The sequence below is a fragment of the Deltaproteobacteria bacterium genome (genome assembly GCA_003696105.1).
Lineage (GTDB): Bacteria > Myxococcota_A > Polyangia > Haliangiales > J016 > J016.
Window position 1 is genome coordinate 1 of the sequence record RFGE01000085.1, and the last position, 26,660, is coordinate 26,660.

The window sequence follows — 26,660 nt, forward strand, 5'->3', positions numbered from 1 at the left end:
CAGGTTCTCGCGGCCTACGGGGCCGCGTGGCAACACGCGCCCTCGGGCGCGCGCCGACTCCCGCCTCGCCTCTCGCAGCCTCGCCGGCGCGCCTCCACGCAACCGCCAGCTAGTCGCCAGCGTTTCGGCCGAAAGCCTGGAAGAACGCGCGCAGCTCGGCGGTGTCGACCGGAGCACGCCGTTCGGCGATCAGGTCGCGATTCGCGATCAGGTCCGCCGGGATCTCGAGCAGGAAGCGCGACGGAGCACGCTGGACCTCTTTGCCGTGCTTGCGGCGCAGCTGGCAACGCGTGAGGTAGAGTTTGCGCTGTGCGCGGGTGATGCCGACGTACGCGAGCCGCCGTTCCTCGGCGACGTCGGCGGCGTGCTCGGGGTCGGCGACGTCGGTTGCCGTCGGCATGAGCGTGCGCCAGTGCGGCAGCAACTCCTCTTCCATGCCGACGAGGAACACGACCGGAAACTCGAGCCCCTTGGCGCCGTGCAGGGTAGTGAGCACCACACGGTCGCCCGCCGGCGCGGCGTCGGCGTCGGCGTCGTTGGCGTCGAGCGCGAGGCGCCGAAGGTATTCCGCGAGCGCGGTGCGGTCGCCGCCGGCGGAGGCGTGGCGCGCGAGCGCGCGGATCAGACCGTTGACGTTGTCGATGCGCCGCTGCGCGGCTGACAGGCTCGGCGATGCGGCGCGCAGATCGCCGAACAGGTCGATGTCGTCGACCAGCGCGCGCGTGGCCGCCTCGACGCCGTCCCGGTCCAGGCGCGCGCGAAGTGCCTCGATCACGGAGACGAACTCGTCGACGGCGCGCCGCGGTCCCGGCTTGACGCCGGCGACCTCGCCGATCCGTACGAGCGCCGTCCACAGAGACACTCGCCGCTCGTGCGCCCACTCGGCGGCGCGCTCGACGGTCGTGGCGCCGATGCCGCGCGCCGGGTAGTTGATCACGCGCCGCAATGAGATCTCGTCGCGCGGGCTGAGCGCGACGCGCAGGTACGCGATGACGTCCTTGACCTCCTTGCGTTCGAAAAACTGTTGGCCGCCGTACATCGCGTACGGGATCTGCCGCTCGCGCAGGGCTTCCTCGATGGGCGCGGTCTGGACGTTCGACCGGTACAGCACGGCGATGTCGCCGTAGCGGGCGCCGTCCGCGCGCAAGCGCGCGATCTCGTCGGCGACGAACGCCGCCTCGTCTTCGGGGCGTTCGGCGACGGCGACATCGATCGGTTCGCCCGGCGGCCGGTCGCTCCACAACGACTTGCCGTGCCGATCGATGTTGTTGGCGATGACCGCGTTGGCCGCGGCGAGGATCTGCGGCGTACTGCGGTAGTTCTGTTCCAGCTTGATCACGGTTGCGCCCGGGAACATCCGCTCGAACTGCAAGATGTTGGTCGGGTCGGCCCCGCGCCATGCGTAGATCGACTGGTCGTCGTCGCCGACGACGCACAAATTGCCGTGGGCGGCGACCAGATGGGTCACGAGGCGCAGCTGTGCGCGGTTGGTGTCCTGAAACTCGTCCACCAGAACGTGGTCGAACCTCGTCGCCCACCGTTGGCGGACGTCCGCGTCGCGGTCGAACAGCCGGACGACCTCCGTGATCAGATCGTCGAAGTCGACCGCGGCGAACGCCCGCAGCGCGCGCTGGTACTTCGGATAGATCTCGGCGGTGATCGCGTCGTAGTCGTCGCCGTCCGCCGGCACGTACTCCTCCGGCGCGATGAACGCATTTTTCGCCAGCGAGATGCGGGTGAGGACCGCCTTGGCATCGTAGCGGCGGCCGGCGTCGTCGACGTGGCGGAGCAACTCGCGCACCGTGCCGAGCTGGTCGGCCTGGTCGTAGATCGCGAACCCGCGGGGGAATCCAAGCGCGGCGCGCTCCTGCCGCAGGATGTGCAGCCCGAGCGCGTGGAATGTGCCGATGGTGAGGGCGTCGGCCGCCCGTCTGCTGCGGACGAGCGCGCGCACGCGCTCGCGCATTTCGGCCGCGGCCTTGTTGGTGAACGTCACGGCGCAAATGCGGTCGGGCGCGACGCCCCGCTCGATGAGGCGCGCGATCCTCCGGGTGATGACGCGCGTCTTGCCGGAGCCGGCGCCGGCGAGCACGAGCAGCGGGCCGCCGCCGTGATCGACGGCCCGTTTCTGCGGTGGGTTCAGGCTCACGACGGGGGCGAGACCCTACCCGCGGCCGGGGCGCCGGCGCAAGCCTCTGTCGTACCGCACGGATCGCGCTATGGTGGCCGCGTGGACGCTGCAGAGCGCCGCTACCGCGAACTCGTGGAGGACATCCGCGCGGAGTTTCCGGCATTTCGTATCCGGCCCAAGCACGCATCGCGCCTCCAGCGCGCGCTCGGCGCGGCGCTCGCGGTGGCGACCGCCGGCCGGATGCGGACGTATATGACGCACTACCAGACCACGATCGGGTCGACCGTGTACGTGACGGCCGACTGGGATCGCCGCGCGGCCGACGCGCGCTACGTCACCCTGCGCCACGAACGGGTGCACCTCCGCCAGTTCGCGCGCCTCGGTGTGCCGCTGATGGCGGTGCTGTACTTGCTGGTGCCGCTGCCGGTGGGGCTCGCGTGGTTTCGCGCGCACTTCGAGCGCGAGGCGTACGCCGAGACGATCCGGGCGGCCGCCGAAGTCTACGGGGTCGCGGCGGTGCGCGACCCCGGCTTTCGCCGCCAAATTCTCGCGCAGTTCACCGGGCCATCGTACGGTTGGATGTGGCCGTTTCGACGCGGGTTGGACCGCTGGTACGATTCCGTGCTCGCCGGAGTGTCAGAGCGTGAGTGACGTCATCATCGGCATCGATCTCGGGACGACCAACTCGGTCGTCGCCGCCGTCGTCGACGGGCAGCCGCAAGTGTTGGCCGACGACAAGGGGATCAAGATCCAGCCGTCGGTGGTCTCGTTTCACCCCAACGGGTCCGTCGTCGTCGGCGCCGCGGCCAAGCAGCGCCGCATCATCGACCCGAAGAACACCATTTATTCGGCGAAACGTCTGATCGGTCGGACTTTCCGGTCGACGGAGGTCCAGGCGGCAGCCGCGCGCATGCCCTACCCGATCAAGGAAGGCGTCAACGAGCAGCCGGTCGTGGCCACGCGCGCGGGCGAGTTCGCGATTCCGGAGATCTCGGCGATCATCCTCGACCACATGCGGTCGATCGCGCGGACGACGCTCGGGACCGAGGTCGACCAGGCGGTGATCACGGTGCCGGCCAACTTTACGGACGCGCAACGGTCGGCGACGGCGACGGCGGGGGCGATTGCGGGCATTACGGTCGTGCGCGTGCTCAACGAGCCGACTGCGGCGGCGCTCGCCTACGGCCGCGGGCGGACCGGCCACCAGACTGTCGCGGTCTACGACTTTGGCGGCGGCACGTTCGACGTGTCGATCTTGCGGCTCGACGGCGACGTCTACCAGGTGCTGTCGACCGCGGGCGATACGTTCCTCGGCGGCGACGATATCGACGAGCGCCTGGTCGACGCGATGGTCCAACAGTTCCTTCGCGACACGCGCGTCGATTTGCGCGGCGACGAGCTGGCGATGCAGCGGCTGCGCGCCGTCGCCGAACAGACCAAAATCGAGCTGTCTCGCCGGTCGCGGGCGGTCGTCAAGGTGGACGAGATCGCGTACGGCCCCGGAGGCGCACCGCTGGACTTGACCGTCGAGATCTCGCGCGACGAATTCCTGGCGCAGATCGCCGATCTGGTCGACCGGACGTTCCCGGTGTGCGGCGAGGCGATGAACGCCGCCGGCGTGTCGGCGGTCGACGAGGTTCTGCTGGTCGGCGGCACGACCAAGATGCCGTACGTGCGCGAGCGCGTCGCCGCGTTCTTCGGCCGGCCGCCGCGCACGGACGTCAACCCGGACGAGGCGGTCGCAATCGGGGCCGCGATTCAGGCCGACGCGCTCGCACGGGTGCTCAGCCGCGGCGCCAGGCCCACCGCGCGCGCCGCGTCGGTCGCGCCGCCGCCGCCGCCGATGGCGGCACGGCCCGCCGGCGCGTCGGTCGCGCCGCCGCCGCCGCCGGCGGACGCGATCGCGCGCAAGATCGCGCCGCCGCCGCGCGCGACTCGGCCGCGGGTCGCACCGCCGCCGGCCCGTTCGCCGGAAGACGAGCCCGACACGATCGTCGCGGACGACGAGGAGACGACAGGCATTCGCCGGCCACCGCCGGCCGGTACGCCGCTGGCGCGGATCGCGCCGCGTCCGGCGACCGCGCCGCCGCGCGCGACTCGCGTCGCCCAGGCCGTTCCGCCGCCCGTCCCCGCCGCCCGGCGCGCCGACACGGGCGAGGCCACGGCGGTCGATACCCAGGTGGCGACGCATCCGGGCGCGGCGCCGGCGCCGGCGGGCGACGACACCCAGGTAGCCACCGAGCCGGGGCCGCGCGCCGGCTCGGCGGGCGGCCTGTCGTGGGACGAGCTGGACCACACCGGCATCGGCGCTCCCGCCGGCGCGGCTCCGCTCGAACTGGCGGACGTCGGCGCGCCCCTCGGCGGCGCGCCGGAGTCGGCCGCCGCTGCCCCGCGCGCGCCGGTCGTCCTCGACGTCGTGCCGCGGGGCATCGGCGTCGGCACGATCGCCGGCTACTGCGACCTGCTGATCGAGCGCCACACGCAGGTGCCGTGCGACGTGACGCGTCGGTTCGCGACGTCGGTCGACGGTCAGACGACGGTCGAGCTGCGCGTGTGCGTGGGAGATTCTCGGCGCATCGACGAAAACGTCGTGCTCGGGACGCTCGTGCTCGACGGGATTCCGCCGAAGCCGCGCGGACAGGCGAAGATCTCGGTGACGTTCCACGTCGACGAAAGCGCGATGCTCAGCGTGTCGGCTCGCGACGAGGACACCGGCGCGGAGCAGCGCGCCACGCTGCGCATCCTCGGCGCACAGACCGACGAGGAGGTCACGGCCGCCCGCGAGCGCTTCCGCGAACTCACGGGCGTCGCCGACTCGTGACCGCGGGCGCGGCCGAAGCGCGTTCGGCGCCCTGGCGGCAAGCCGGCCGCCCGGGAAACGGGCTGGCGCGGAGCGCGCATTTCGAGCTAGAACAGCCGGATGAGCGCACGGACGGCCCATGTCGAGCGCACGACACGCGAGACGGCGGTCTCCGTGTCGCTGTCCCTCGATGGGGGAGCCGTGCGGGACATCCACACGCCGTTGCCGTTTTTCAACCACATGCTCGATGCGTTTGCTCGGCACGGTTTGTTCGACTTGCGCGTGCACGCCCGCGGCGACATCGAGATCGACGGGCACCACACGGTCGAGGACGTCGGCCTCGCGCTTGGTGATGCCTTCCGCCAGGCGCTGGGCGATCGCGCGGGCATTGCGCGCTACGGCGACGCCACCGTGCCGATGGACGAGACGCTTGCGTCGTGTGCGGTGGACTTTTGCGGCCGCCCGGCGTTCGTGTGGCACGTCGGCGCGATCGCGGGCAAGTGGGTCGGCGGCTTCGACTGCGACCTGGCGAAGGAGTTCTTTGCGGCGTTCGCTGCCCGTGCCCAGTGCAACTTGCACGTCAACCTGCATTACGGCGAGAACGCGCACCACATCCTCGAGGCGTGTTTCAAGGCGTTCGCCCGCGCGTGCGATCGCGCCACCCAAATCGACGAGCGGCTCGGCGGCGACGTGCCGTCGACGAAGGGCACGCTCACGGCGTAGGCGGTGATCGCGGTCGTCGACAGCGGCTACGGCAACCTGCGGTCGGTCGCGAAGGCGCTCGCGCGGGTCGGCGCCGACGTGGTCGTCACGGGCGACCCGGACGTCGTACGGCGCGCAGACCGCGTCGTGATGCCCGGCCAGGGGGCGTTTGGCGATTGCGTCGCTGCGCTCGCCGGTGGGCTCGGCGACGCGCTGCGCGAGGCGATCGCGGCCGGCCGGCCGTATCTCGGCATCTGCCTCGGCCTCCAGGTGCTGTTCGGCGCCAGCGAGGAGAGTCCGGGGGCGGCAGGTCTCGGACTGCTGGCCGGTCGCGTCGTCCGGTTCCGCCGGGACCGACCGGCGATGAAGGTTCCGCACATGGGCTGGAACCGCGTGTTCGGCCGGGGGGATCGCCTCGTCGACGGCGTCGGCGACGCGCCGTATTTCTACTTCGTGCACTCGTACTACGCCGTGCCGGAGGATCCGGACGTCGTCGCTCTCGAGTGCGACTACGGCGTCCGATTTTGCGCCGCCGTGCGCCGGGACAACGTGTTCGCGTGCCAGTTCCACCCGGAAAAGAGCCAGCGCGCGGGACTGCGGCTGCTGGCCAACTTCGTGGAGGCACCGTGAAGGTCATTCCGGCGATCGACTTGCTCGGCGGGCGCGCCGTGCGGCTGCGCGCCGGACGGCGCGACGACGTCACCGTGTTTTCGGACGAGCCGTGGCGGGTGGCGCGCGCGTTTGCTCAGGCCGGCGCCGAACGCATTCACGTGGTCGACTTGGACGGCGCGTTCGACGGCGCGCCGCGCCACCGCGCCGCGATCGAGCGCATCCTGGCCGAGGCGACCGTGCCGGTGCAGGTCGGCGGCGGGTTGCGCACGCGGGCTGCGATCGACGCGGCGCTCGCGGCCGGCGCGGCGTACGCGGTCGTGGGCACCGCGGCGCTCACGGATCCAGACATGCTGCGGGAGGCCTGCGCCGCGCACCCGGGGCGCATCGTGGTCGCCGTCGATGCGCGTGACGGCCGCGTGGCGATCGAAGGTTGGGTCGAGACGTCCGACACGACGGCCGTCGACCTCGGCCGGCGAGCGGCCGCCTGGGGCGCCGCGGCGCTGCTGTATACCGACGTCGCGCGCGACGGACTGCACCGCGGGCCGAACGTCGACGCGACGGCCGAGCTGGCCGCGGCGGTCGACATTCCGGTCATCGCGTCCGGCGGCGTGTCGTCCGTCGACGATCTGCGCGCGCTCGCGGCGCGCGGCATCCCATACGCGGTCGTCGGGCGGGCGCTGTACGAGGGCCGGTTCACGCTCGAGGAGGCGATCGCGGCGGCATGTTGACCAAACGGATCATTCCGTGCCTCGACGTCAAGGATGGCCGTGTCGTCAAGGGGACGAACTTCGTGAACCTGCGCGACGCCGGCGACCCGGTCGAGCAGGCGGCCGCTTACGATGCGCAGGGAGCCGACGAACTGTGCTTCCTCGACATCTCCGCCTCCCCGGAGGGCAAAGCTACGATCGTCGACATCGTCGCGCGCACCGCCGAGGTCGTGTTCGTGCCGCTCACCGTCGGCGGCGGTGTGCGGACGGTCGACGATGTGCGCGCGTTGCTCGAGGCTGGCGCCGACAAGGTGTCGATGAACACAGCCGCGCTGCGCGACCCGGACCTGATTGCGCAGGCGGCGCGGCGGTTCGGCTCGCAGGCGATCGTCGTGGCGATCGATGCCAAGCGGAAGCCCGACGGGAGCTACGAGGTCTACAGCCACGGCGGCCGCACGCCGGAGGGCGTCGACGCGATCGAATGGGCGCGCCGTGCGGTCGCCCTCGGCGCCGGGGAGATCCTGCTCACCAGCATGGACCGCGACGGCACCGGGCGCGGATACGATCTGGAACTCACGCGGCGCGTTGCGGACGCCGTGCCCGTGCCGGTGATCGCCTCCGGCGGGGTCGGCTCGCTCGACGATCTGGTCGCCGGCCTCACCGACGGCGGCGCGGACGCCGTGCTCGCCGCTTCGATCTTTCACTACGGCCGGCATACGATCGCCGAGGCCAAAGACGTACTGCGCCGCCACGGCGTCCCGGTCCGTCCCGTTGCGACGCCGGCCGGCGGGCGGGAGGAGCGATGATCGCGTACGACGACCGAGGGTTGGTACCCGCGGTGGCGCAAGACGCCGCCACCGGGCACGTGTTGATGGTCGCGTGGATGAACGCCGAGGCGTTCGCGCGCACGCTGCAGACCGGGGAGCTTCACTTCTATTCGCGGTCGCGCGCCACCCTGTGGCGCAAGGGCGAGACGTCTGGCAACACGCTGCGCGTCCGCGAGCTGCGGGTCGATTGTGACGGCGATACGGTGTTGGCGCTGGTCGAACCGGCCGGCCCCGCGTGCCACACCGGCGCGCGGTCGTGCTTCTTTCGACCGGTCGACCTGGCCGGCGGCGGCGCGGCCAGCGAAGCGGCGGCGCGCGCGCCGGGCGATCGCGGCCCGACCGGTGACGGCGGGCCGCCCGGCTCTGTGCTCGATCGGCTGGCGCGCGTGCTCGCAGATCGGCGCGATCGCGGCTCGGCCGACACGAGCTACAGCAAGCGACTGATGGACGCGGGACCGGGCGCGATCGCGGCGAAGATCGTCGAGGAGGCGGGCGAGTTGGTCGACGAGCTGGCCGCGGGCGACGAGGAGCGGTTGGTGTCGGAAACCGCCGACCTGTGGTTTCACTGCCTCGTCGGGCTCGCGGCGCGCTCCGTCGATCCGGAGCGCGTACTGCGCGAACTCGACCGGCGTTTCGGCACGAGCGGTATCGCGGAGAAGGCCGCGCGGTCCCGATGACCCCGCTGGTAGCCAGCGCGGCCCTCGTCGCCATCGCCTACTTCGCCGGGTCGATTCCGACCGGCGTGTTGGTGGCGCGCGCGCGGGGAGTCGATCTGCGCGCCGTCGGCAGCGGCAACATCGGCGCGACCAACGTCGCGCGCGCTCTCGGCAAGCGCGTCGGCGTCGCGGTGCTCGTCGCGGATGCGGCCAAAGGCGCGGCGCCGGCTGCCGCGGGCCTGTGGTTGCAGGCCCGCGGGCTCGCGGACCCGGTGGCGGTGGCCGCCGCCGGGTTCGCCGCGATCGCCGGCCACTGCTTTCCCGTGTGGCTCGGGTTTCGCGGCGGCAAGGGCGTCGCGACGTCGCTGGGCGTGTTCGCGGTGCTGGCGCCGGACGTGACTGCCCTCGCGGCGGCGCTGTGGATCGCATTGTACGCCGCGTTCCGCATCGCATCGGTCGGCTCGCTCGCCGCATCCGCAGCGTTCGTGCCGCTGCTGTGGCTGCGCGGATACGGCGTGCCGACGATCGCCCTCGCGGGTGCGGCCGTCGCGCTCATCGCCGTCAAGCACCGCGACAACGTCGCGCGGCTCGTGCGTCACGCAGAACATCGCGTGTAGAGCTGGTCGCGGACGTCGGCCAGCCAGGCCGCGATCGGGCGACCCTCCACGATCAGATCGGGGCCCGCCACGTCCGCCAGCGGCCGCAGCACGAAGGCGCGCTCGGTCATGCGCGGGTGCGGCACCACGAGGGAGGGCGATCGGATGCGTCGGTCGCCGAACAGCAGCAGGTCGAGGTCGAGCGTGCGCGGCCCCTGCGGACGGTCGCGCCGGCGGCCGAACGCGTGCTCCAACCGTTGTAACCGCATCAACAAAGCCTCCGGTTGGATGCCGTCGACCGCGATGCGCGCCACCGCGTTGATGAACGCCGGCTGGTCGCGCACTGGACCGACTGGCGCCGTCCGGTACAGCGGGCTGAGCGCCGCATCGCCCGCGAACCGCCACGCGCGCATCCGGGCGAACGCGGCGCGCACCGCCGCCGCGGGGTCGCCGAGGTTGCCGCCGAGGCCGATATAGACCGTCTCGGCCACGCGTCGTCACGCCGGCGCGGCCACGACCGGGTTGCGGAGCACGCCGATGCCGTCGATGTCCACCTCGACCACGTCGCCGGCCGCGAGGGGGCCGACGCCAGACGGCGTGCCGGTCGTGATCACGTCGCCGGGTTCGAGCGTCATGACGGCGGTGATGAACTCGATGAGCTGCGCGACCGGAAAGAGTAGGTCCGCCGTGGTCGAGTCCTGCCGGAGTTCGCCGTTGACCCGGCTGCGCACCCGTAGGTTCGCCGGATCGAGGCCGCCGCGGATGCACGGGCCGATCGGGCAGAAGGTGTCGAACCCCTTGGCGCGCGTCCACTGGCCGTCGCGCCGCTGCAGATCGCGCACCGTGACGTCGTTGACGCATGTGTAGCCGAGGATGAAGTCGGCTGCGCAGTCGGCCGGGACGCGGCGCGCGCGACGGCTGATCACGACGCCGAGTTCCGCCTCGTAGTCGATCCGCTCGAAGCCGGCCGGCAATGCGATCGGATCGCCCGAGCCGACGACCGCCGACGGCGCTTTCAAGAAGATCAGCGGCTCGTCGGGGGGCTGTTTGCCCATCTCGCGGGCGTGTGCGCGGTAGTTGACGCCGACACCGACAATTTTCGACGGCGCGAGGTCGAAGTCCGTCGGCCCAGAGGAACCGTCGCGATACAGCGGCAGGCGCACGCGCGCGTTATACACCGCGGCGCGCGCGCGGCCCACCGCGGCGTCCCGGGCGCGACCCGACGGCGTCGGCTCCGCTCACCTACGTGCACCTACACGGTCGTCGGTTGCACCCCGGACGGACGCTCCGCTACACTTTTTTACCGATGGCCTCGTCTCGCCGGCCGACTGCGCTGGGCCACGTCCCGGCGCCGGGGGGCGCGTCCCCGGGCGGGGCGCCGGCGGGGGGCGGCGTGGACGACGACGAGAAGACCACCGTCGATGGCGGGCCGCCGAGCCCGCCGCGGCGCGCGACCCCGGACCGTTGGGAAGAGCGCACCGTCCAGGAGGGTGGCGGCGCGCTGCTGCGGCGCGCTGCGGCCGACATCGCCGATGCCGACTCGGTCGCCGGGACGATCGAGCGCGGGCTCGACGCCGAGACGATTGAGGAGACGACGACCGGATCGCCGCCGCCCAATCGGCTGGCCATCGGATCGAGTGACCTAAGCGCGTCGGCGGCCGATGCCGGGCTGTCGACGATCGACGAACCGACGGTCGACCAGCGCGCTCAACGTGAGCGAGCGCGACAGCAGGCGCGCGCGGCCGCGGCCGACGAGGAGGACAACAAGCCGACGCGGATCGCGCTGCACGCCCGCCTCATCGTGATCGGCGGCAACGATCGAGGACGCGAGTTCGCGATCGACTCCGCGCGCACGACCGTCGGCCGGGGCGTGGACAACGACATCGTCCTCACCGACATCGCCGTGTCGCGGCGGCACATGTCGATCGAGTTCGACGGCGCCGGATTCGTCGTGCGCGATCACAAATCCGGCAATGGCACGCTGGTCAACAACGAGCGCCGGGAAGTCGCGCGGCTGTCGAGCGGAGACCAGATCGAAATCGGCAACACGCTGTTGCGGTTCGAGTGTCCGCAAGCCGACGGCGGCGTCGCGGCGGAGGCTGCCGAGTTCGACGAGGACGCAAAGACGATCGAAGCGGGCGCGCCGGCGGCTGCGGGAGGCAAGCTGCCGTTGCCGTCCGGAGCGCGGGTGCGCGCAGCCCTGCCGACGCAAGCCCCGGCGTTCGCGCCCGCGCGGGCGTCCGTGCCGCTGCCCGCGTCGCGGCCGGTGCGCCGGCGCGAGTCCGCCCACGGTGCGTTGTCGGGATTGCCCGAGCCGGCGGGCGCCCTGCCGACGATGCCGGTGCCGCGCATCCCCGACGCGCCGCAGCTCACGCCCGAAGAGGAGCGGCGGCGGCGGCTGTGGATCGGGGCCGGCGTGGCGGGCGCGCTCGTCGCGCTCACCGCGATTGGCATCGCGTTGTCGGGCGACGCGCCGGCGCGCAAGGCCGGAGTGAGCGCCGCCGGCGAGATGCTCGGAATCGGTGCGGCGATCACAGCCGCGCGGTCGGTGGCAGCGCCCACCGCGGCGGCGCCGGACGCGGGCGCGCCGCGAGCGACGCCGGCCGTCACGCCGCTCGTGCTCGCCGACGCGGGCACGCCGTTGCCGGTCGTGGCGGTGCCGGCGCCGGACGCGGCGCCCGCGGTCGCCGCTCCCGACGCGGCGGTCAAGCGCGCGATCGCGACGCCCCCTCGCGCCATCGAGCCGCCAGCGCGCAAGCGGACCGAGCGCGTGCCGCCGCGGCGCAACGGGAAAAAGCGCGCGCCGCCGAAGCGCAGGGTCGGCAAGCGTTCGTCGCCGCCGCGCCGCGCGGTCGAGCGCGCACCGTCGCCGGAGCGCGCCGTCGCGTCCGCGCGCGCGCGCGCCCTGGCGCAATACAAGGGCAAGAAGTTCGCGGCCGCCGCCGCTTCGCTGCGGGAGGTCGCCGGGCGGGCGGGCGGCGACCGGGCGGAGATCGAGCGGCTCGCGGACGACTACGCGGCAGTCGGCACTCAGCTTGCGCTCGCCGAGCGGAGCAAAGCGTCGAACCCGCCTGCCGCGATGGCCGCGTACCGCAAGGCGCTCACGATCGATCGCCGATCCGGCGGGGGAGCCCACGCCCGGTACATCCGACTGCAACTCGGTGAGGTCGCGCCGCGCGCGGCCGCATCGTTCATGGCGCAAAAGAAGTACGAGGCGGCCAAGCGAGCTTGCGATGCGGCGGTCAACTACGGTGCCGGCGCCGATCCGATGGTCGCGCGCGTCCGTAGGGGACTCGAGCGCGTGGCCGCAGGGCTGTACCAGGAAGGCGTACGGCTCCGCAAGGCGAATCCCGCGAAGGCGTCCGGCTATCTCAAGCGAGTACTCCGCATCGTGCCGCCGGACAGTCCGTGGTACGCGAAGGCGTACGCGGCGCTCAATGCGACCAAGCCGCCGCGCGACGACGACGAGTGACGTGCGGCGCGGTCCCGGGCGCCGCGGCCGGCGGACGCCGGACCGGCATACGCGCGGACCATGCCGGGCCGCGCGGGACGGCGGTGGCGCGCAACGTCACTCGCGCAAGGCGGCGGCGATGGCGCGCCACGTCATCCCCTCGAACCGCGCGAGCAGGATGGCGAAGGTCGTGAGCGATACCGCCGCCGCGATGGCGACACGCGCCGCCGGCGGCAGGGGGGCCGTGGCGGCGTGCACGGCGGCGGACGCGCCGGTGGCCAGTGCCGCCCAGCCGACGATCGGCCCGACGCGCGCGGCGAGCGCCCGCGCGCGCAACCTCAGGACGCCGAGACCGAGGGCGAACAACACGCAGAACGCGATCGGATAGCCGGCGGCCCATGCCATCGCGATCGACAGGTAGCCGAATCGGTCGCCGAGCGCGACGCCGAACAGCCAAAACAGGCTCGGTACGGTGACGGCCGCCACGATCGTGTACAGCAGGGTCTTGCCCGGATGACCGGTTCCGTCGAGTAGCGGCGGCACGACGAACGACAGCCCGCGGAGCGCGCCGACGAAGCACAGCAGGCGCGCCGCGGCGGCGCCCTCGACCCACTCGGGCCCGATGATGCGCAGCAGATCGTCGGCCGTGACGAACACGATGCCGACAAAACCGAACATGACGACCATGTTCATGCGCAGCAGTGACACGAACTGGTCGACGAGCGCGGCGCCGGCGTGCTTGAGCCGCGAGAACGCGGGGAACGCCGTGTTCTGGATGACTTCAGAGATGAACCTCGCCGGCTCGAGCACGATCAGATACGCGTTGGCGTAGACGCCCGCCGCGTGCGATCCGAACAAGTACCCGACCACGTAGTAGTCGACGTTCGTGTACACGTAAAACAGGATGCGGTGGGCCGACGACTTGAACCCGAACCACAACCAGTCGGCCGCCTCGCGCAGTCGCAGGACGAACCGCGGCCGCCACGGGTGGACGATCTGCACGCCGATCCCCGTGACGAGCACGCGGCACAGCGGCCCGGCGACGAATGCCCATGGTCCGTAGCCGGCTGCCGCGACCCCGATCTTGCCGCCGAACTCGGCGACGTTCGCGACGATGCGAATGAGGGACAGCTCCTTGAACCGCAGCTCGCGTTTGAGCAGCGCGTAGGGGATGTAGTAGCTGTTCTGCCAGATCAGCTTGAACCCGTAGACGCCCAGCAGACTGGCGACCACCGGCGTGGCGAGCAGGGCCGCGAGGGCCGGGCCGATCGCGAGCCATAGCGCCGCGGCGAGCGCGAGCGACATCGCCAGGTTGAGCCAGAACAAGGTGGACAGCTTGTCGGGGGTCGGATCGTCGCGCTGCACCACGGCCGACGCGAGCCCCAGATCGGTGGCAAGGTCGAGCGCCGGGAACAGCGCGAATGCGTAGACCGCGGCGCCGAGTTGGTGCGGCTCGAGAAACAGCGCGTTGATGAGGAACAGCGCCACGACGTCCAGCGCCGCGACGGCGGAGCTGGCCGCGCCGACCCAGGCGAGCCCGCGGTTGACCTGGCCGCGGATCTGCGATGGAGGAGTCATGCCGCCAGCGGCGAGGTATAGCCGATTTCCGGCGGATCCCGCACGGGCGCCCGTCCGCGGCGTCAGGCCGTGCGCACGGAGAAGTCGCGCACCGTGACGACCTCGCCCGCGTCGAGGTCGACCAGGAAGCTGCGGCCCGTGCCGACGCGGCCGTCGAACGCGAGCAGGTACCACACGTCCAGGGTCCAGCGGGCGTGGCCGGACTCGCACGGCGGCGTCCACGACACCGCCTCGAGGTCGCCCAGGTGGGGCGGCCGCCGCGACGCGCTCGCCGCCAGTGTCCGATACGGCGCCGACTGCGACGCGATGGAGACGGCGCGGCGCGCGTCGTCGCGCCCGATCTCGCGCCGCCACGCCGACGTGAGCCGCGCGCTGCCCACCTTGCCCGTGGGCGTGAGCTCGATTTCGTACGCCTCGTCGGCCGCGATGTCGTCGAAGTCGGGCACGTCGAACTCGGGGTAGCGGTCGCGCGCGCCGATCGCTTCCAGCCGGTCGTCGAATGCCTCGTGCCCTGCCGCGAGCGTGTCCGCGTCGTAGTAGGCGTACACGCGCAAGGCCAGCGCCGTCGACGGTAGCCGGTGGTCCCAGTCGACCACGGCGATGCAGCCGTGGTAGGGGGTGCGGAACGGCGTGAGCGGCGGGAGCGCCTCGGCAAGTCGGACGGCCGCCTCGGGCTCGGCGAAAAGCCCCTGGTACGCCACTCGCGGATGTCGGCGCAGGTCCTTCGCGATGAGCTCCCGCAGATCCCGAATCATCTGCCGCTACCGATCAGGGTACACCAGCCGTCGACTCGAGCCGATCGATCAACTCGGAAATCTGGTCTGTGCGCAACTTGAGGCGTGCCGGATTGACCACGAGGCGCGCGGACACGTCCGCGATCGTCTCGACTTCGCGCAGGCCGTTTTGCCGCAGCGTCTCGCCGGTTTCCACGAGGTCGACGATGCGGTGCGCCAGCCCGAGTAGCGGCGCCAACTCGATCGACCCGGACAGCTTGATGATCTCCGCGGTAATTCCGCGCGCCTGCAGGTGCCGGCGCGTCAGGTTGGGATATTTCGTGGCGACCCGCATGTGAATGGGCGCCGCGTCGACAACCGGCGCGTCGACGGCCTCGGCGACGACCATGCGGCACCGGCCGATGCCGAGGTCGAGTGGCTCGTACAGGTCGCGTCCCTGCTCGTCGAGCACGTCGCTGCCGGCGATGCCGACGTCAGCGGCGCCGTAGTCGACGTAGGTGGGGACGTCTTGGCCGCGCAACACCAGCAGGCGCAGCGGCCCGGCGTCGTGCACGAGCCGCCGAGATGTCCGAATGCCGTCGCCGACCGCGTAGCCGGCGCGGCGCAACAGGTCGATGGCCTGCGCGAGTACGCGACCCTTCGGAATGGCGATCACCAGCGGGCGAGTGCGCGCCGCCGGCGGGCGGTGTCTCGGTTTCGCTCCCACGGGGCCGCCGACCGTACCGCATTTCGCGCGGCCACGGCAGCGCTGCTGCGCCGGTGGCTTCGCGCACGGCCCGCGTCATGCCTTGCAGCGCGCGATCCGCGCACCGAGTGGCGCCAGCTTCTCCTCGATGCGCGCGTAGCCCCGGTCGAGATGGTAAACGCGCAACACCTCGGTCTTGCCGTCGGCGACCAGGCCCGCGAGCACGAGACTCGCCGACGCGCGCAAGTCTGTCGCCATGACCGACGCGCCCGACAGCGGCCGGCCGCCGCGGATGACCGCCATGCGGCCCGACACGTGGATGTCCGCGCCCATTCGGCACAGTTCCGGCACGTGCATGAACCGGTTTTCGAAGATCGCCTCTTGGATGACGCTCTGGCCGTCCGCCTGCGACGCGAGCACCATGAACTGCGCCTGCATGTCGGTAGGGAAGCCCGGGTGCGGCTGCGTCATGATGTCGACCGGCCGCAGCGCCCCGTCGCACCGCACGCGGATGCCGCGCTCCTCGGTTGTCACCGTCGCGCCGGCAGCGCGGAGCTTTGCGATCACTGCGTCGAGGTGCTCCGGCGCCGCGCCGTCGACCAGCACGTCGCCACGCGTGATCGCGGCGGCCACCATGAACGTACCGGCTTCGATCCGATCGGGGATGATCGCGTGCTCGATCGGGTGGAGTTCGTCGACTCCCTCGATGTGAATTTCCGTGGTGCCGGCTCCCTGTACGCGTCCGCCCATTTTGTTGAGCACGCGCGCCAGGTCCTCCACCTCCGGTTCGCGCGCGGCGTTCTCGATGACGGTGTGACCGCGCGCGAGCGCCGCGGCCATCATCAGATTCTCGGTGCCGGTGACGGTCGGGATGTCGCACACGATGCGCGCGCCCGACAAACGGGGGGCATCCACCTCGACGTAGCCGTGCGACAGCGACACGCGCGCGCCGAGCGCCTCGAGGCCTTTGAGGTGTTGGTCGATCGGGCGCGCGCCGATGGCGCAGCCGCCGGGTAGCGACACCCGCGCGCGGCCGTATCGCGCCACGAGCGGCCCGAGCACCAGCACGCTCGCGCGCATCGTCTTGACCAGCTCGTACGGCGCCTCGCACCGCGCCTCGCGATCGCGCGGCGGCGAGATCTGCATCCCGTCCGGTCCGTCGGCGTCCACTTGACATCCCAGGTGCCGCAGCAGCTTGGCCATCGTGCGCACGTCGTCGAGCGCCGGCACGTTGCGCAACGCGCACGGGCCACCGGTCAGCAGCGTCGACGCCATCAGCGGCAACGCGGCGTTCTTGGCGCCGCTTACGCGCACCGTTCCCTCGAGACGCCGGCCGCCCTCGACGACGATCTTATCCACCGCCGCCCCCGGGTCCGCGTACCGTCTCGCCTGGTGCCTCCGCCGTCACGCCAGTCTACTCGTCCACGTCGACACGGATGTCGTCGCCGTCCAGCGTGACGCGCACGCGGCCCTCGGCGCCGCGGCCGAAGCACGCGAACGCTGCCTCTTCGAGGTGGCGCGTGAGCGTCGACGCGAGACCGCGCGCTCCGGTCTCTCGCTTGAGCGCCAGCCCGACGATGTGATCGAGCACGTCCTCGTCCACCACGAGTTCGTAGCCTTCGTGTTCGAACTCGCTCGTGATCCGGCGGATGACGTCGTGGTCGAGGATCGCTTTGAGCGTGTCGGCCGACAGCGCCTGAAATGGGATCACGCGCGTAAATCGTGCGACCAGCTCGGGCAGAAAACCGTATGCCTGGAAGTTGGCGACGCTCTCGACCTCCTCGTGGGTGAAGTCGACCGCGATCTGGTCGGGCGATGCGCCGCGAATAGGCGGCCTGCGGCCGAAGCCGATCGAGTCGGACGCGCCGCGCCGCTGGGCGACGTGCTTGAACCCCGAGAACGCGCCGGCCGCGACGAATGCAATGTCGGCGGTCGACAGCACGATGTGATCGCCATACGTCGAATGGGTCAGTTCGAGCGGCACGACCACCTCGGACGACTCGAGCATCTTGAGGAGTTCGCGCTGCACGCCCATGCCGGTGACGTCCTTGGTCGTGCCCGCGCCTGCGAAGATCGCGTTGTTCTGGCCGGACGCGAGTTTGTCGAACTCGTCCAGGCAGATGATGCCGATGGAGGCGAGCATCGGGTTGTCGTCAGCCGCGTGCAGCAGGCGCGTGAGGATGGTGCTCGGGTCCTGGCCGACGTAGCCCGTCTCGGAGTATGTGGTGATGTCGACGAGCGCGGTCGGCAGCTTGAGGATGGAGCGAAACAGCAGCTCGACCAGGTGGGTCTTTCCGCAGCCGGTCGGCCCGACCAGCAAGTAGTTGGTCTTGGCCGGCACCTGGTCGCGCGGTACGCCGTCGAGGTAGATGCGCTTGATACGGCGTACGTGCCGGTACGCCATCAGGCAAACGGCGCGGCGGGCGGATTCCTGCCCGCGGTAGCCGAGCCGGTCGAGCTCGGCGAAGATCTCGGCCGGGGGCAAGTCTGGGAGATCGCGGACGAATTTGATGAAATGCTCGAGGCCTGGCTTGCGGATTTTGCGCGTCGTGTCCATCGGGCGACTCCGGAAACGCTAGCACGCTCTCGCGCGCACGCGCACGTTTTCGCTAAGGTCTGCCGGCGTGAGCGGAGAGTCGACATCGGTCCTCGCGGAACTCGGCCGGGGCAACATCGGGGCGGTCTTCCGCAAGCACGCCGACCTGGTCCTGGCGGGTCTGGTGGTCTCGATCATCGGCATGATGATCGTCCCGTTGCCGACGTTTTTGCTCGACATCCTGTTGAGCTTGAACGTGACGCTGGCGGTCGTCCTGCTGATGGTGTCGATCTACATCGGCGACGCGCTGCGTATCGCCGCATTTCCCACCATCTTGTTGGTCACGACCCTGTTTCGCCTGGGCCTGAACGTGTCCACGACGCGGCTCATCTTGCGGGACGGCTACGCGGGCGAAGTGATCGAGTCGTTCGGACAGTTCGTCGTCGCCGGCAACATCGTGGTCGGCGCGGTCATCTTCCTCATCCTCACGTTGATTCAGTTCATTGTGATCGCCAAGGGCTCGGAGCGCGTCGCGGAAGTCGCGGCGCGATTCACCCTCGACGCGATGCCCGGAAAGCAGATGTCGATCGATGCCGACTTGCGCGCCGGCAACATCGACCAGGCCGAGGCGCAGAGGCGGCGCTCCGCGTTGCAGCGCGAGTCGCAGATGTACGGGTCGATGGACGGCGCGATGAAGTTCGTCAAGGGCGACGCGATCGCCGGCATCCTGATTACGGTCATCAACATCGTAGGCGGGCTGATCATCGGCGTCGTCATGCGGGGCATGAGCGCGGGCGACGCCGCGGCGAAGTACACCGTGCTCACGATCGGCGACGGGCTGGTGTCACAGATTCCGGCGCTGGTCATCTCGCTGTCCGCCGGCATGATCGTCACGCGGGTGGCGAGCGAAGACGAGGGGGCACACCTGGGCCACGACATCGTCACGCAAGTGCTGGCGCAACCCAAGGCGATCGCCGTGGCGGCCGTGTTGCTCGCGCTTCTGGGGATCATTCCCGGGCTGCCGACCGTGCCGTTCCTGTTGCTGTCGGCGGGCACCGGCGCGCTGGCGTACTCGCTGCGCATGCGCGAGGCGGCCGCCGGTGACGGGGCGGCTGCTGGCGCGCCCGCGCCCGCGGTCGCGGCTGGCCGCCGCGCGCGGGGGGGGCGGCCGGGTGCCGCGGACGCGTTCGCGCCCACCGGCATCGTGCCCGCCGCGATCGAGCTGGCTCCCGACCTGGCCGCGGCCGTCGGGGCGACCGATACGGAGGGCTCCTTCTTTACGGAGACGATTCCACAGATTCGCCGGGCGCTGTACCGCGATCTCGGTGTCGTACTGCCCGGAGTGCGCGCGCGCACCGTCCCGGCGTTGCCGCCGAACGGATTTGTCGTGCGGATCGCGGAGTTGCCGATGCACCAGGGCACCGTGCGCACCGACGTGTGCCTGGTCGACGAGGAGCCGGACCGGGTCGCCGTGCTCAACGTCCCGGCCGAGGCGGCGCCGCACCCGATCAGCGGCCGGACGATCACCGCTGTGCCGGTCGCGGCCGCTGGCGTGGTGCAGCAGGCCGGGCTCACCGCGTGGACGCCCGCCCAGGTGCTCGCGATGACGGTTGCGAGCACCCTGCGCAAGTACGCTCACGAGTTCATCGGCATCCAGGAGACGCAGGCGCTGCTCGACGAACTGGAGAAGACGGCACCGGCGCTCGTGGCCGAAGTGGTGCCCAAGGTGGCGTCGGCGCACCTGCTCGCCGAAGTCTTGCGCCGCCTCGTCGAGGAGCAAATTTCGATTCGCGACCTGCGCGCCATCCTGCACGCGATGGCCGAGTGGGCGCCGAACGAAAAGGATCCAGTCATCCTCACCGAATACGTTCGCAGCGCGCTCGCGCGCCACATCACGCACGAGTTCGCGCCGGACGGCACGCTCGTCGCGTGGCTCATCGATCCGATGATCGAGGACACGATCCGCGGCGCGATCCAGAAGACCGCGACCGGGAGCTTCCTCGCGCTCGACCCGCAGACGGCGGCAGACATTCTCGCGGCCTTCCGCAAGGCGTTCGCCTCGCTGGGCCCCGACGCGCCGCCGCCAATCGTGCTCACGACGATGGAGGTCCGCCGTTACGTGCGCCGGCTCATCGAGATCGAGTTGCCGGATGTGGTCGTGCTGTCGTTCCAGGATCTGCGGCCCGACGTCAACATACAGCCGGTCGGCCGAGTGTCGCCGTGATCGCCGCGCGGGGGCCTGCGCGCGGGCGACTCGGTGCGGCCGCCGTCATGCACGGGCGCGCGCGATGGCGTCGGTACGGCGCATGATCGCGGCTGCCGCCGTCGTCACGGCCGTGTCGCCCGTGCCGGCGGGGGCGGACGACGGGATTCATGTTGCCGCGGGGATCGGCGGTTACGGCGCGCTCGTGGGGGGCGCGCGGGGACCGGCGGCGGAAGCGGAGGTCTATCCCGGCGGCAGATGGGGCCGATGGGGTGTGCGCGCGGCCTACTTCGGGGGCGTGCCGGGGCCGTGCGCGGCGCTCGTCGCCGCGGGCGCGACCTACACCGCGGCGGCGACTCGCCCCCATCTGCACGTCGCGTTCCACGGCGAGCTGGCGGCCGCGGTGGCGGACCCGGAGGGAATCCGCGCTGGCGCCGGCGGTGGCGTGCAGACCCAGGTCGGCGTCGTCGGTCCGCTGGCGGTCGGCGGCGACCTGGCAGCCTACCTGCTCGCCGGCGGCGGCGGCCCGGCGCTGCATGTCGTCGCGGCGGCGACCGTGCGCGCGAGCTGGTAGGCGCGACCGCCGTCGGTCGGTGTCGCGGTCGGACGAGTATCGACCGGGGACACGGACGGCATATACTGTCGACTCGCGATGGGGGACACGATGGAGAGGCTGCTACGCGAGCGAGCGCGCCTCGTCCACATAGGTCTGGCGGTCACGATCGTTCTGCTTCTGGCGGGCGAAGTGTGGATGAACGGCCGGGTCAACACCGTTGCGGTCATCCAGTTGGCCCACCTGGCGCTCGTACTCGCCGGGCTCGGGGCGCTGTGGCTCGCTCGATCAGCGCGGCTCGTCGTGGGGATCACCCTCGTCGAGTTTGCGATGGCAGCGGCTGCGATCGCCGCGGTCGGTGTCGTCCAGATCGATCCGCTGCGCATGGGCATCACCATGATCCTCGCGAGCCTGGCGATCGCCGTCGTCATGCCGTGGGGCACCGTGCCCCAGGCGGTTGCGGTCGGGATCGCGGGCATCGCGACGGGGGTCGCGTTGTGGCTGTTGCCGGCGTCCCTCGTGACGGCGCGCGAGATCGCCCTCGAGGCCGGTGCGCTGCTCGGGTCCGTGCTGGTCGCGCGCGTCATCCGCCAGCAGCTCGTCGCCATCGAGCGCGAGCGCAACGAGGCGCGGCGGCAGGCGGAGGCGCTGGCGCGGAGCGAGGCGCTGTTTCGTACGATGTTCGAAGCATCCGCGCTGGGCATGGTTCGGTTCCGCGAAGATCGCTCGATCATCGAGGTCAACGACGCGCTCGCCCGCCTTCTCGACGTTCCGCGCGACGCGCTCGCCGGGCAACCGATCGACTCGGTCGTCCACCCCGACGATCGAATCGACGACGGACTGCTTGCGGAGCTGGCGTCCGGACGGTGCGAGCACTACCAGGGCGAAGTGCGGCTCGTCCAGCCGTCGGGCGGTGCATCCGTGTGGGGACAGCTTACGCTGTCGTCGGTCCGGGACCTGGACGGACGGCCGTCTTTCGTCGCCATGATCGACGACGCGACCGCGCGCCGACTTGCCGAGCAAGAGCTGGAGCGCGCGCGCCGGGAAGCAGAGGCGGCAGCACAGGCCAAAGGGCGGTTCTTGGCGATCATGAGCCACGAGATCCGTACGCCGCTCAACGCGGTGCTCGGGTTCAACGAGCTGTTGGCCGGGACCGAGCTCGACGAGACGCAGCGCCACTTCGTCGAGACGATCGGCCGGTCGGGACGCCACCTCACGCAGATCATCAACGACGTCCTCGATTTCTCCAAGATCGAATCGGGCGGTCTCACGCTCGAGCGGATTGCGGTCGACTTGGGCGACGTCGTCCGCAACACGGTTCGCATGTTCCAGCCGGACGCGGAGGCCAAGGGGTTGGTCCTGCGCTGCGACATCGACGAATGCATCCGCCCGGCGGTGCTCGCCGACCCGAAGCGCCTGCGCCAGATCATCACCAACCTGGTGGGCAACGCGATCAAATTCACGGACCGCGGCAGCGTCGTGGTGCGCGTGCGCTGCATCGGCGGTGAGGGCGACCGCGGAGTGGTCCGCATCGACGTCGAGGACACGGGCGTCGGCATTCCGCCGGAGGTCCAGCGCAAGCTGTTCCGTCCGTTCGTCCAGGCCGACAGCTCGACGACGCGCAAATACGGCGGCACCGGGCTCGGGCTTGCGATCAGCAAGCAACTCGTCGAACTCATGGGCGGCGTGATCGAAGTCGCGAGCGAGCCGGGACGCGGAACCACGTTCTCCGTCACGCTGCCGCTGGAGCGCGCGCCCGACGACGAGGTGGCGCGCAACGCCAGCCGCACGTTTGCGGCCGCGCGTGCGCCGCGGCCGACATTGCAGGGGCTGCGCGTGCTGGTAGCCGAGGACGACGAAACCAGCCGCCAGTTGGTGCAGCGGCTACTTGCACGGCTCGGTTGTACGGTTGCATTTGCATCCAATGGACAGGAAGCCGTCGAAGCGGTCGCGCGGGACGCATACCCGATCGTGCTGATGGACGTCGACATGCCGGTCATGGACGGCATCGAGGCCACGCACCGCATTCGCGCGCAATTTCGCGACGACGTCCAGCCCTACATCGTCGCGCTCACCGCCCACGCGATGCCCGGAGATCGCGAGCGCTGCGAAGCCGCCGGGATGAACGACTTCGTCGCCAAGCCGTTGCGACTGGCCGACCTGGAAGCGGCTCTGTCGCGCGCGATCGACGACACGGAACTCGGCCCGGCTGCCTGGCGCAACTGAGTCGCCGGGCGGGGGGCGTCCGGGGGTGCGTCGCCGGCGTGCGCGCGGCCGACATGGGGGCGCCGGCGCGTTCGGTACCCGGGTACCCGCCGGATCGTGCCCCCGACGGGCGGGCCCGCTGGGCCCGGGGCCGTCCGCCGGCACCGGCCCTTCCGCCGGCCTCGTCGAGCGCTGGTCGGCTCGGAGATCGTGCCCGGCGGACCCGTCGCCCCCGGCGAGGTCGTCGGTCGCCGGGCGCGCGGCCGGCCAATCGGCACGACGCGCGGCTCGCGGGCTCGCCTCACGAGGCCTTCCACGGCTCGACCGGCGCGATTCGACCGTCCGCGGGCGACAAGCGGTCCTCGGCGGCGGGCGGTCGCCCCCATGAGGGTGGGGCGGCCGTGGCGGTGGCCGTCGGTTTCGTCAAGGCCGCCGACGGATGCGCCGGGGACGTCATCGAACGGCGTGAAATTGCGAGCGGGATGCGTTGGCCCGGCGTTCGCAAGGGGATCGTGCAGCATGGACGCAGCTGCCGGCATCGTCGAGAGCGTGCAGGCGTACCTCGCCCGGACGGACGGCGACCCGGCCCCGCCCGAGACGACCGAGCCGGCACTGGAGGAGTGGACCACGCCGCAGCCGTCGCGGCGGCGCCGCCCGAGCCGGGCCGGCCGCCAGTAGGGCGTCGCCCGCGCCTATGAGCAACAGCCTCCTAGTCGTGCGCGCCGTCGGCGCCGCGCGCGGCGCCAGCCCGCGCGCCGATCACATCGTCGACCAGGCCGGATCGTTCGAGCCACGCGAGGTAGTAGGCGTCTTCGCGGCGGGCCTCGAGTTCGCCGCGCTCGATCGCCGCTTCGAGCGCCCGCTTGAGATCGCCGATTCGTCGCGATGGCGGCAGGCCGAAGTGCGCCATCAGCGCCGTGCCGATGCCCTTTTGCAGCGGAGGTACCTTGGCGTCCTCGGCGCGAATGCGGTCGATGCGGGCCGACAATTCCGAAATCTGGCGCAGCAGCGCCTGGCGGCGCCCGGGCCGCTTGGACGTGATGTCGGCGCGCGACAGGTCGAGCAGGTCGACGAGATGCTCGTCCATCTCGCGGGCGAACCGGCGCACGGCGCTGTCCGTCCACTGGGCGCTGTACTGGTTCGACCGGAGGTGATGTTTGATCAGGAAGCGGATCTTTTTGCGCGTCGGTTTGTCGAACACGATCCGCCGCGCGATCTTGTCGAACATGCGCGCTCCGACCTCTGCGTGGCCGTGAAAGTGGACGCCGTTGCGCGTGAACGTGCGGGTGGGGACTTTGCCGATGTCGTGCAGCAGCGCCGCCCAGCGCACCGCCGGCCGGCGGACCGACTGTTTTACGACGAGCTTCGTGTGTTCCCACACGTCTTTGTGGCGGCGGCCGCCCTCTTGCGCGAGGTCTTTGGTCGCGTCCAGCTCGGGCAAGTGCAACGCGGTAAAGCCGATGTCGTAGAGCCACTGAAGCGCCCGATCGACGTCGCGGCCCATCAGCGCCGGCTCGATCGCCTCGCGCAGTGCGACACCGTCGAGGCGCGCGGTCTCGCCAACCCGGGCGCGGCAGGCGCGGGTCACGGCGTGCGGGGGCGCGGCGCCGGTGGCCCCGATGTGCGTCGCGATCGCCAGCACGGCGGCCGGATCGGCATCGATGAGTGCGGCGGTGCGCGAGGCAAGATCGGGCGCGTTCGGCGATTCGAACAACGTGGCGATGCGGCGATCCACGGCGATCCCCGTGTAGCCGCGCATGGCCCTCGCGTCAAGCTGACATGGGCTGGCGCGATCCTTGCTTGAAAGGGGCGCGTGCAGGGCCGTATCACCGAAAGACACCTCGCGTTGGCCGATCAGACGTTCCCCGGCATTGCCGACGTGTACGCGGCCCTTCCCGACAAACCCGCTACGTTTCTGCAGCTTGTGTGGCTGTACGAGGAAGCTGTGCGCGAGGTGGCGCGGGACGCAGCCGGCGGAACCGCGCGCGCGTGACGCCGACCGTGCGCGCCCTGAGGGTGGCAGATCGATCCGCCGGTGCGCCAGGTCCGCACGGCGGCGATGTGGGACACGGATCGCGGTCGCGGTAGCCTTTGTCACCCATGGCGGGGGACCCCATCGGCGTGTTCGACTCGGGCGTCGGCGGCCTCACGGTGGTCGCGGCGCTGCGCGCGGCGCTGCCGGGTGAGTCGATCGTTTACCTCGGCGACACCGCTCGTGTGCCCTACGGTACGAAGAGCCCGCGCACCGTGGTCCGCTATGCCGAGGCGTGCCAGCGGTTTTTGCTCGCGCGCGGCGTCAAACTCGTGATGGTCGCGTGCAATACCGCGTCGGCTACCGCACTTGGCGCGCTGCGCGCAGCAACCGCGGTTCCCGTGATCGGCGCGGTCGAGCCGGGGGCGTGCAGTGCGGTCGCCGCGTCGCGCGGCGGCCACATCGGCGTGATCGGGACGCTGTCGACCGTGCGGTCCGGCGCCTACGAGCAGGCGATCGCCGCGATCGACGGCGGCGCGGTGGTCACGTCGGTCGCGTGTCCGCTATTCGTTCCGCTCGCCGAGGAAGGTTGGGTCGACGGCGACATCGTCGAGGCGGTCGCGCGGCGCTACCTGGAGGAACTGTGGCGTCGCGATCCGGACATCGACACGCTGGTGCTCGGCTGTACCCACTATCCGTTGCTTCGGCAACCGATCACCGCGGTGGCGACCGCGCTCGCGGGCCGCGAGGTCGCGATCGTCGATTCGGCGACGGCGATGGCCGAGGCGGCGATCGCGGCGGTCGGCGACCGCGCGCGCGACCGGACGGCGGCCGGCGCACTGCGCTGCTTCGTGACCGACGCATCTCGACTCGACGAACTGGCGCCGCGGTTTTTGGGGGAGCCGCTGGCGTCGTACGACCTTGCGGACCTGTAGGGTGCCCGCCGCCACCGCGCCGCGGTCCCGAGTAAATTACGTGCGTTTGCGGCGTTTGCGGGCGCGGCTCGGAGGTGTCCGTTTGCGCTTCTTCGCCCGCGCGGCGGGGGCGAGCGGAGCGTTCGTTGCCGCGTCGCGCGGGGCGGTGCCGGCCGCCGCGTCCGCTGCATCTGGCGTGCCCGAGGAGGTCGTCGGTTCCGTTGCGTCGCCCGCCGCCACGCCATCCGCGTCGTCGGCGGCCGCGGTGCCCGCCGCCGCGCCGCCCGCGTCGTCGGCGGCCGCGTCGCCCGCCGCCAGGCTGTCTTTGTCGTCGGCGGGGGCGACCTCCGCCGCGCCGCCCGCGTCGTCGTCGGCCGCGACCTCCGATGACGCCCGCGCGGGGCGCCGCGCCTTCTTCGATACCGCGATCAGTCGCACGTACGCGTGCGCAGCGGCGCGGGCGAGTGCGCGCAGCGCGTGGGCTGCGTCGTCGGGCAGCGCTCGGCCGTCCGCGCGATGTCCATACAGGATGTTGACGATGCGCGATCCGATCGCGATCCCCGCGACCGCAGCGTGCGACGGAGGTGGGCACCGCAGCACCTTGGATAGATGTCTATGCAACGAAGACGGCGCGACCGGTCCCATGTAGAACCGGTCGTCGGTATCCAGCGCCGCCTGCAATACCGACGGCGACGCCAGTGGGATGAGTAGCGCCTCGATGCGGTCCCGGTTCACGTTGGGGCCGAACCCCTTCCAGCCGAACGCGAGGTTGTCTCGGACGATGAACAGCGCGGCCGC

24 protein-coding genes are annotated in these 26,660 nt (G+C 71.4%); 14 read left to right on the forward strand and 10 right to left on the reverse strand.

Translation table 11 applies throughout. The annotated features are described in order from the left end of the window. Window positions 1-109: 109 nt before the first annotated feature. Window positions 110-2,149, reverse strand: coding sequence for a hypothetical protein (locus D6689_05300; protein RMH43339.1), 2,040 nt, complete (start codon window positions 2,147-2,149; stop codon window positions 110-112). Window positions 2,150-2,230: 81 nt separating this feature from the next. Here D6689_05300 and D6689_05305 point away from each other — a divergent pair, with 81 nt between their 5' ends. The 8 genes from D6689_05305 (at window position 2,231) to plsY (ending at window position 9,052) form a co-directional block, all read left to right on the forward strand. Beyond that, window positions 2,231-2,782 carry a hypothetical protein gene (locus D6689_05305; GenBank protein ID RMH43340.1) on the forward strand — a complete coding sequence of 184 codons (552 nt, stop codon included), beginning with the start codon at window positions 2,231-2,233 and terminating at the stop codon, window positions 2,780-2,782. Continuing rightward, a complete protein-coding gene (locus tag D6689_05310) occupies window positions 2,775-4,952 on the forward strand; it encodes a hypothetical protein (protein RMH43341.1) in 2,178 nt (725 codons plus the stop codon). The genes D6689_05305 and D6689_05310 overlap by 8 nt, the downstream gene beginning before the upstream one ends. Window positions 4,953-5,051: 99 nt before the next feature. Further along, on the forward strand, window positions 5,052-5,654 hold the full coding sequence (gene hisB / locus D6689_05315) for an imidazoleglycerol-phosphate dehydratase HisB (GenBank protein ID RMH43342.1): 603 nt from the start codon (window positions 5,052-5,054) through the stop codon (window positions 5,652-5,654). Between the two features lie 3 nt (window positions 5,655-5,657). Then, a complete protein-coding gene (gene hisH, locus D6689_05320; GenBank protein RMH43343.1) occupies window positions 5,658-6,263 on the forward strand; it encodes an imidazole glycerol phosphate synthase subunit HisH in 606 nt (201 codons plus the stop codon). After that, the gene (gene hisA, locus D6689_05325; protein RMH43344.1) at window positions 6,260-6,973 is read left to right on the forward strand and encodes a 1-(5-phosphoribosyl)-5-[(5-phosphoribosylamino)methylideneamino]imidazole-4-carboxamide isomerase; all 714 of its coding nucleotides are present in this window, start codon (window positions 6,260-6,262) and stop codon (window positions 6,971-6,973) included. Before hisH ends, hisA begins: the two co-directional genes overlap by 4 nt. Further along, window positions 6,967-7,758: an imidazole glycerol phosphate synthase subunit HisF gene (hisF, locus tag D6689_05330; protein RMH43345.1), complete on the forward strand. Its 792-nt coding sequence runs from the start codon at window positions 6,967-6,969 to the stop codon at window positions 7,756-7,758. Before hisA ends, hisF begins: the two co-directional genes overlap by 7 nt. Further along, window positions 7,755-8,456 (forward strand): bifunctional phosphoribosyl-AMP cyclohydrolase/phosphoribosyl-ATP diphosphatase HisIE, encoded by a 702-nt coding sequence (locus D6689_05335; protein RMH43346.1) that lies wholly within the window; start codon window positions 7,755-7,757, stop codon window positions 8,454-8,456. The genes hisF and D6689_05335 overlap by 4 nt, the downstream gene beginning before the upstream one ends. Next, entirely contained in the window at window positions 8,453-9,052 is a 600-nt protein-coding gene (plsY, locus tag D6689_05340; protein RMH43347.1) for a glycerol-3-phosphate 1-O-acyltransferase, read from the forward strand. Before D6689_05335 ends, plsY begins: the two co-directional genes overlap by 4 nt. Here plsY and folK read toward each other — a convergent pair. Together folK and D6689_05350 are read right to left on the reverse strand one after the other, a co-directional pair. After that, the gene (gene folK / locus D6689_05345; GenBank protein ID RMH43348.1) at window positions 9,031-9,522 is read right to left on the reverse strand and encodes a 2-amino-4-hydroxy-6-hydroxymethyldihydropteridine diphosphokinase; all 492 of its coding nucleotides are present in this window, start codon (window positions 9,520-9,522) and stop codon (window positions 9,031-9,033) included. The genes plsY and folK overlap by 22 nt on opposite strands. A gap of 6 nt (window positions 9,523-9,528) precedes the next feature. Beyond that, the gene (locus D6689_05350; protein ID RMH43349.1) at window positions 9,529-10,230 is read right to left on the reverse strand and encodes an FAA hydrolase family protein; all 702 of its coding nucleotides are present in this window, start codon (window positions 10,228-10,230) and stop codon (window positions 9,529-9,531) included. A 107-nt stretch (window positions 10,231-10,337) separates the two neighbouring features. Here D6689_05350 and D6689_05355 point away from each other — a divergent pair, with 107 nt between their 5' ends. Further along, window positions 10,338-12,503, forward strand: a complete 2,166-nt coding sequence (locus D6689_05355; GenBank protein ID RMH43350.1) for an FHA domain-containing protein — start codon at window positions 10,338-10,340, stop codon at window positions 12,501-12,503. Window positions 12,504-12,599: 96 nt separating this feature from the next. Here the strand turns inward: D6689_05355 and D6689_05360 are convergent, their stop codons facing one another. The 5 genes from D6689_05360 to D6689_05380 form a co-directional block, all read right to left on the reverse strand. Then, complete coding sequence (locus D6689_05360) at window positions 12,600-14,060, reverse strand: hypothetical protein (protein RMH43351.1); 1,461 nt, start codon at window positions 14,058-14,060, stop codon at window positions 12,600-12,602. A gap of 62 nt (window positions 14,061-14,122) precedes the next feature. Beyond that, the gene (locus tag D6689_05365) at window positions 14,123-14,815 is read right to left on the reverse strand and encodes a hypothetical protein (GenBank protein RMH43352.1); all 693 of its coding nucleotides are present in this window, start codon (window positions 14,813-14,815) and stop codon (window positions 14,123-14,125) included. Between the two features lie 13 nt (window positions 14,816-14,828). Next, complete coding sequence (locus tag D6689_05370) at window positions 14,829-15,452, reverse strand: ATP phosphoribosyltransferase (protein ID RMH43361.1); 624 nt, start codon at window positions 15,450-15,452, stop codon at window positions 14,829-14,831. Between the two features lie 123 nt (window positions 15,453-15,575). Beyond that, window positions 15,576-16,838 (reverse strand): UDP-N-acetylglucosamine 1-carboxyvinyltransferase, encoded by a 1,263-nt coding sequence (gene murA, locus D6689_05375; protein RMH43353.1) that lies wholly within the window; start codon window positions 16,836-16,838, stop codon window positions 15,576-15,578. Window positions 16,839-16,893: 55 nt separating this feature from the next. Further along, window positions 16,894-18,036 carry an AAA family ATPase gene (locus D6689_05380; protein ID RMH43354.1) on the reverse strand — a complete coding sequence of 381 codons (1,143 nt, stop codon included), beginning with the start codon at window positions 18,034-18,036 and terminating at the stop codon, window positions 16,894-16,896. 115 nt (window positions 18,037-18,151) lie between these two features. Between D6689_05380 and D6689_05385 the strand changes: the two genes are divergently transcribed. The 3 genes from D6689_05385 to D6689_05395 all read left to right on the forward strand — a co-directional run bounded on the left by D6689_05385 (window position 18,152) and on the right by D6689_05395 (window position 22,997). Continuing rightward, window positions 18,152-20,239, forward strand: coding sequence for an EscV/YscV/HrcV family type III secretion system export apparatus protein (locus tag D6689_05385; GenBank protein RMH43362.1), 2,088 nt, complete (start codon window positions 18,152-18,154; stop codon window positions 20,237-20,239). 82 nt (window positions 20,240-20,321) lie between these two features. Then, window positions 20,322-20,792 carry a hypothetical protein gene (locus tag D6689_05390; protein ID RMH43355.1) on the forward strand — a complete coding sequence of 157 codons (471 nt, stop codon included), beginning with the start codon at window positions 20,322-20,324 and terminating at the stop codon, window positions 20,790-20,792. Window positions 20,793-20,870: 78 nt separating this feature from the next. Continuing rightward, entirely contained in the window at window positions 20,871-22,997 is a 2,127-nt protein-coding gene (locus D6689_05395; GenBank protein RMH43356.1) for a response regulator, read from the forward strand. Between the two features lie 688 nt (window positions 22,998-23,685). Here D6689_05395 and D6689_05400 read toward each other — a convergent pair. Next, the gene (locus tag D6689_05400; GenBank protein ID RMH43357.1) at window positions 23,686-24,735 is read right to left on the reverse strand and encodes an HD domain-containing protein; all 1,050 of its coding nucleotides are present in this window, start codon (window positions 24,733-24,735) and stop codon (window positions 23,686-23,688) included. Window positions 24,736-24,789: 54 nt separating this feature from the next. On the opposite strand from D6689_05400, the gene D6689_05405 reads away from it, so the two are divergent. Both D6689_05405 and D6689_05410 read left to right on the forward strand, forming a co-directional pair. Then, window positions 24,790-24,969, forward strand: coding sequence for a hypothetical protein (locus tag D6689_05405; protein RMH43358.1), 180 nt, complete (start codon window positions 24,790-24,792; stop codon window positions 24,967-24,969). Between the two features lie 107 nt (window positions 24,970-25,076). Continuing rightward, entirely contained in the window at window positions 25,077-25,883 is an 807-nt protein-coding gene (locus tag D6689_05410; protein ID RMH43359.1) for a glutamate racemase, read from the forward strand. A 36-nt stretch (window positions 25,884-25,919) separates the two neighbouring features. Here D6689_05410 and D6689_05415 read toward each other — a convergent pair. Next, window positions 25,920-26,660: hypothetical protein (locus tag D6689_05415; protein ID RMH43360.1), on the reverse strand; the 741-nt coding region annotated here is incomplete at its 5' end.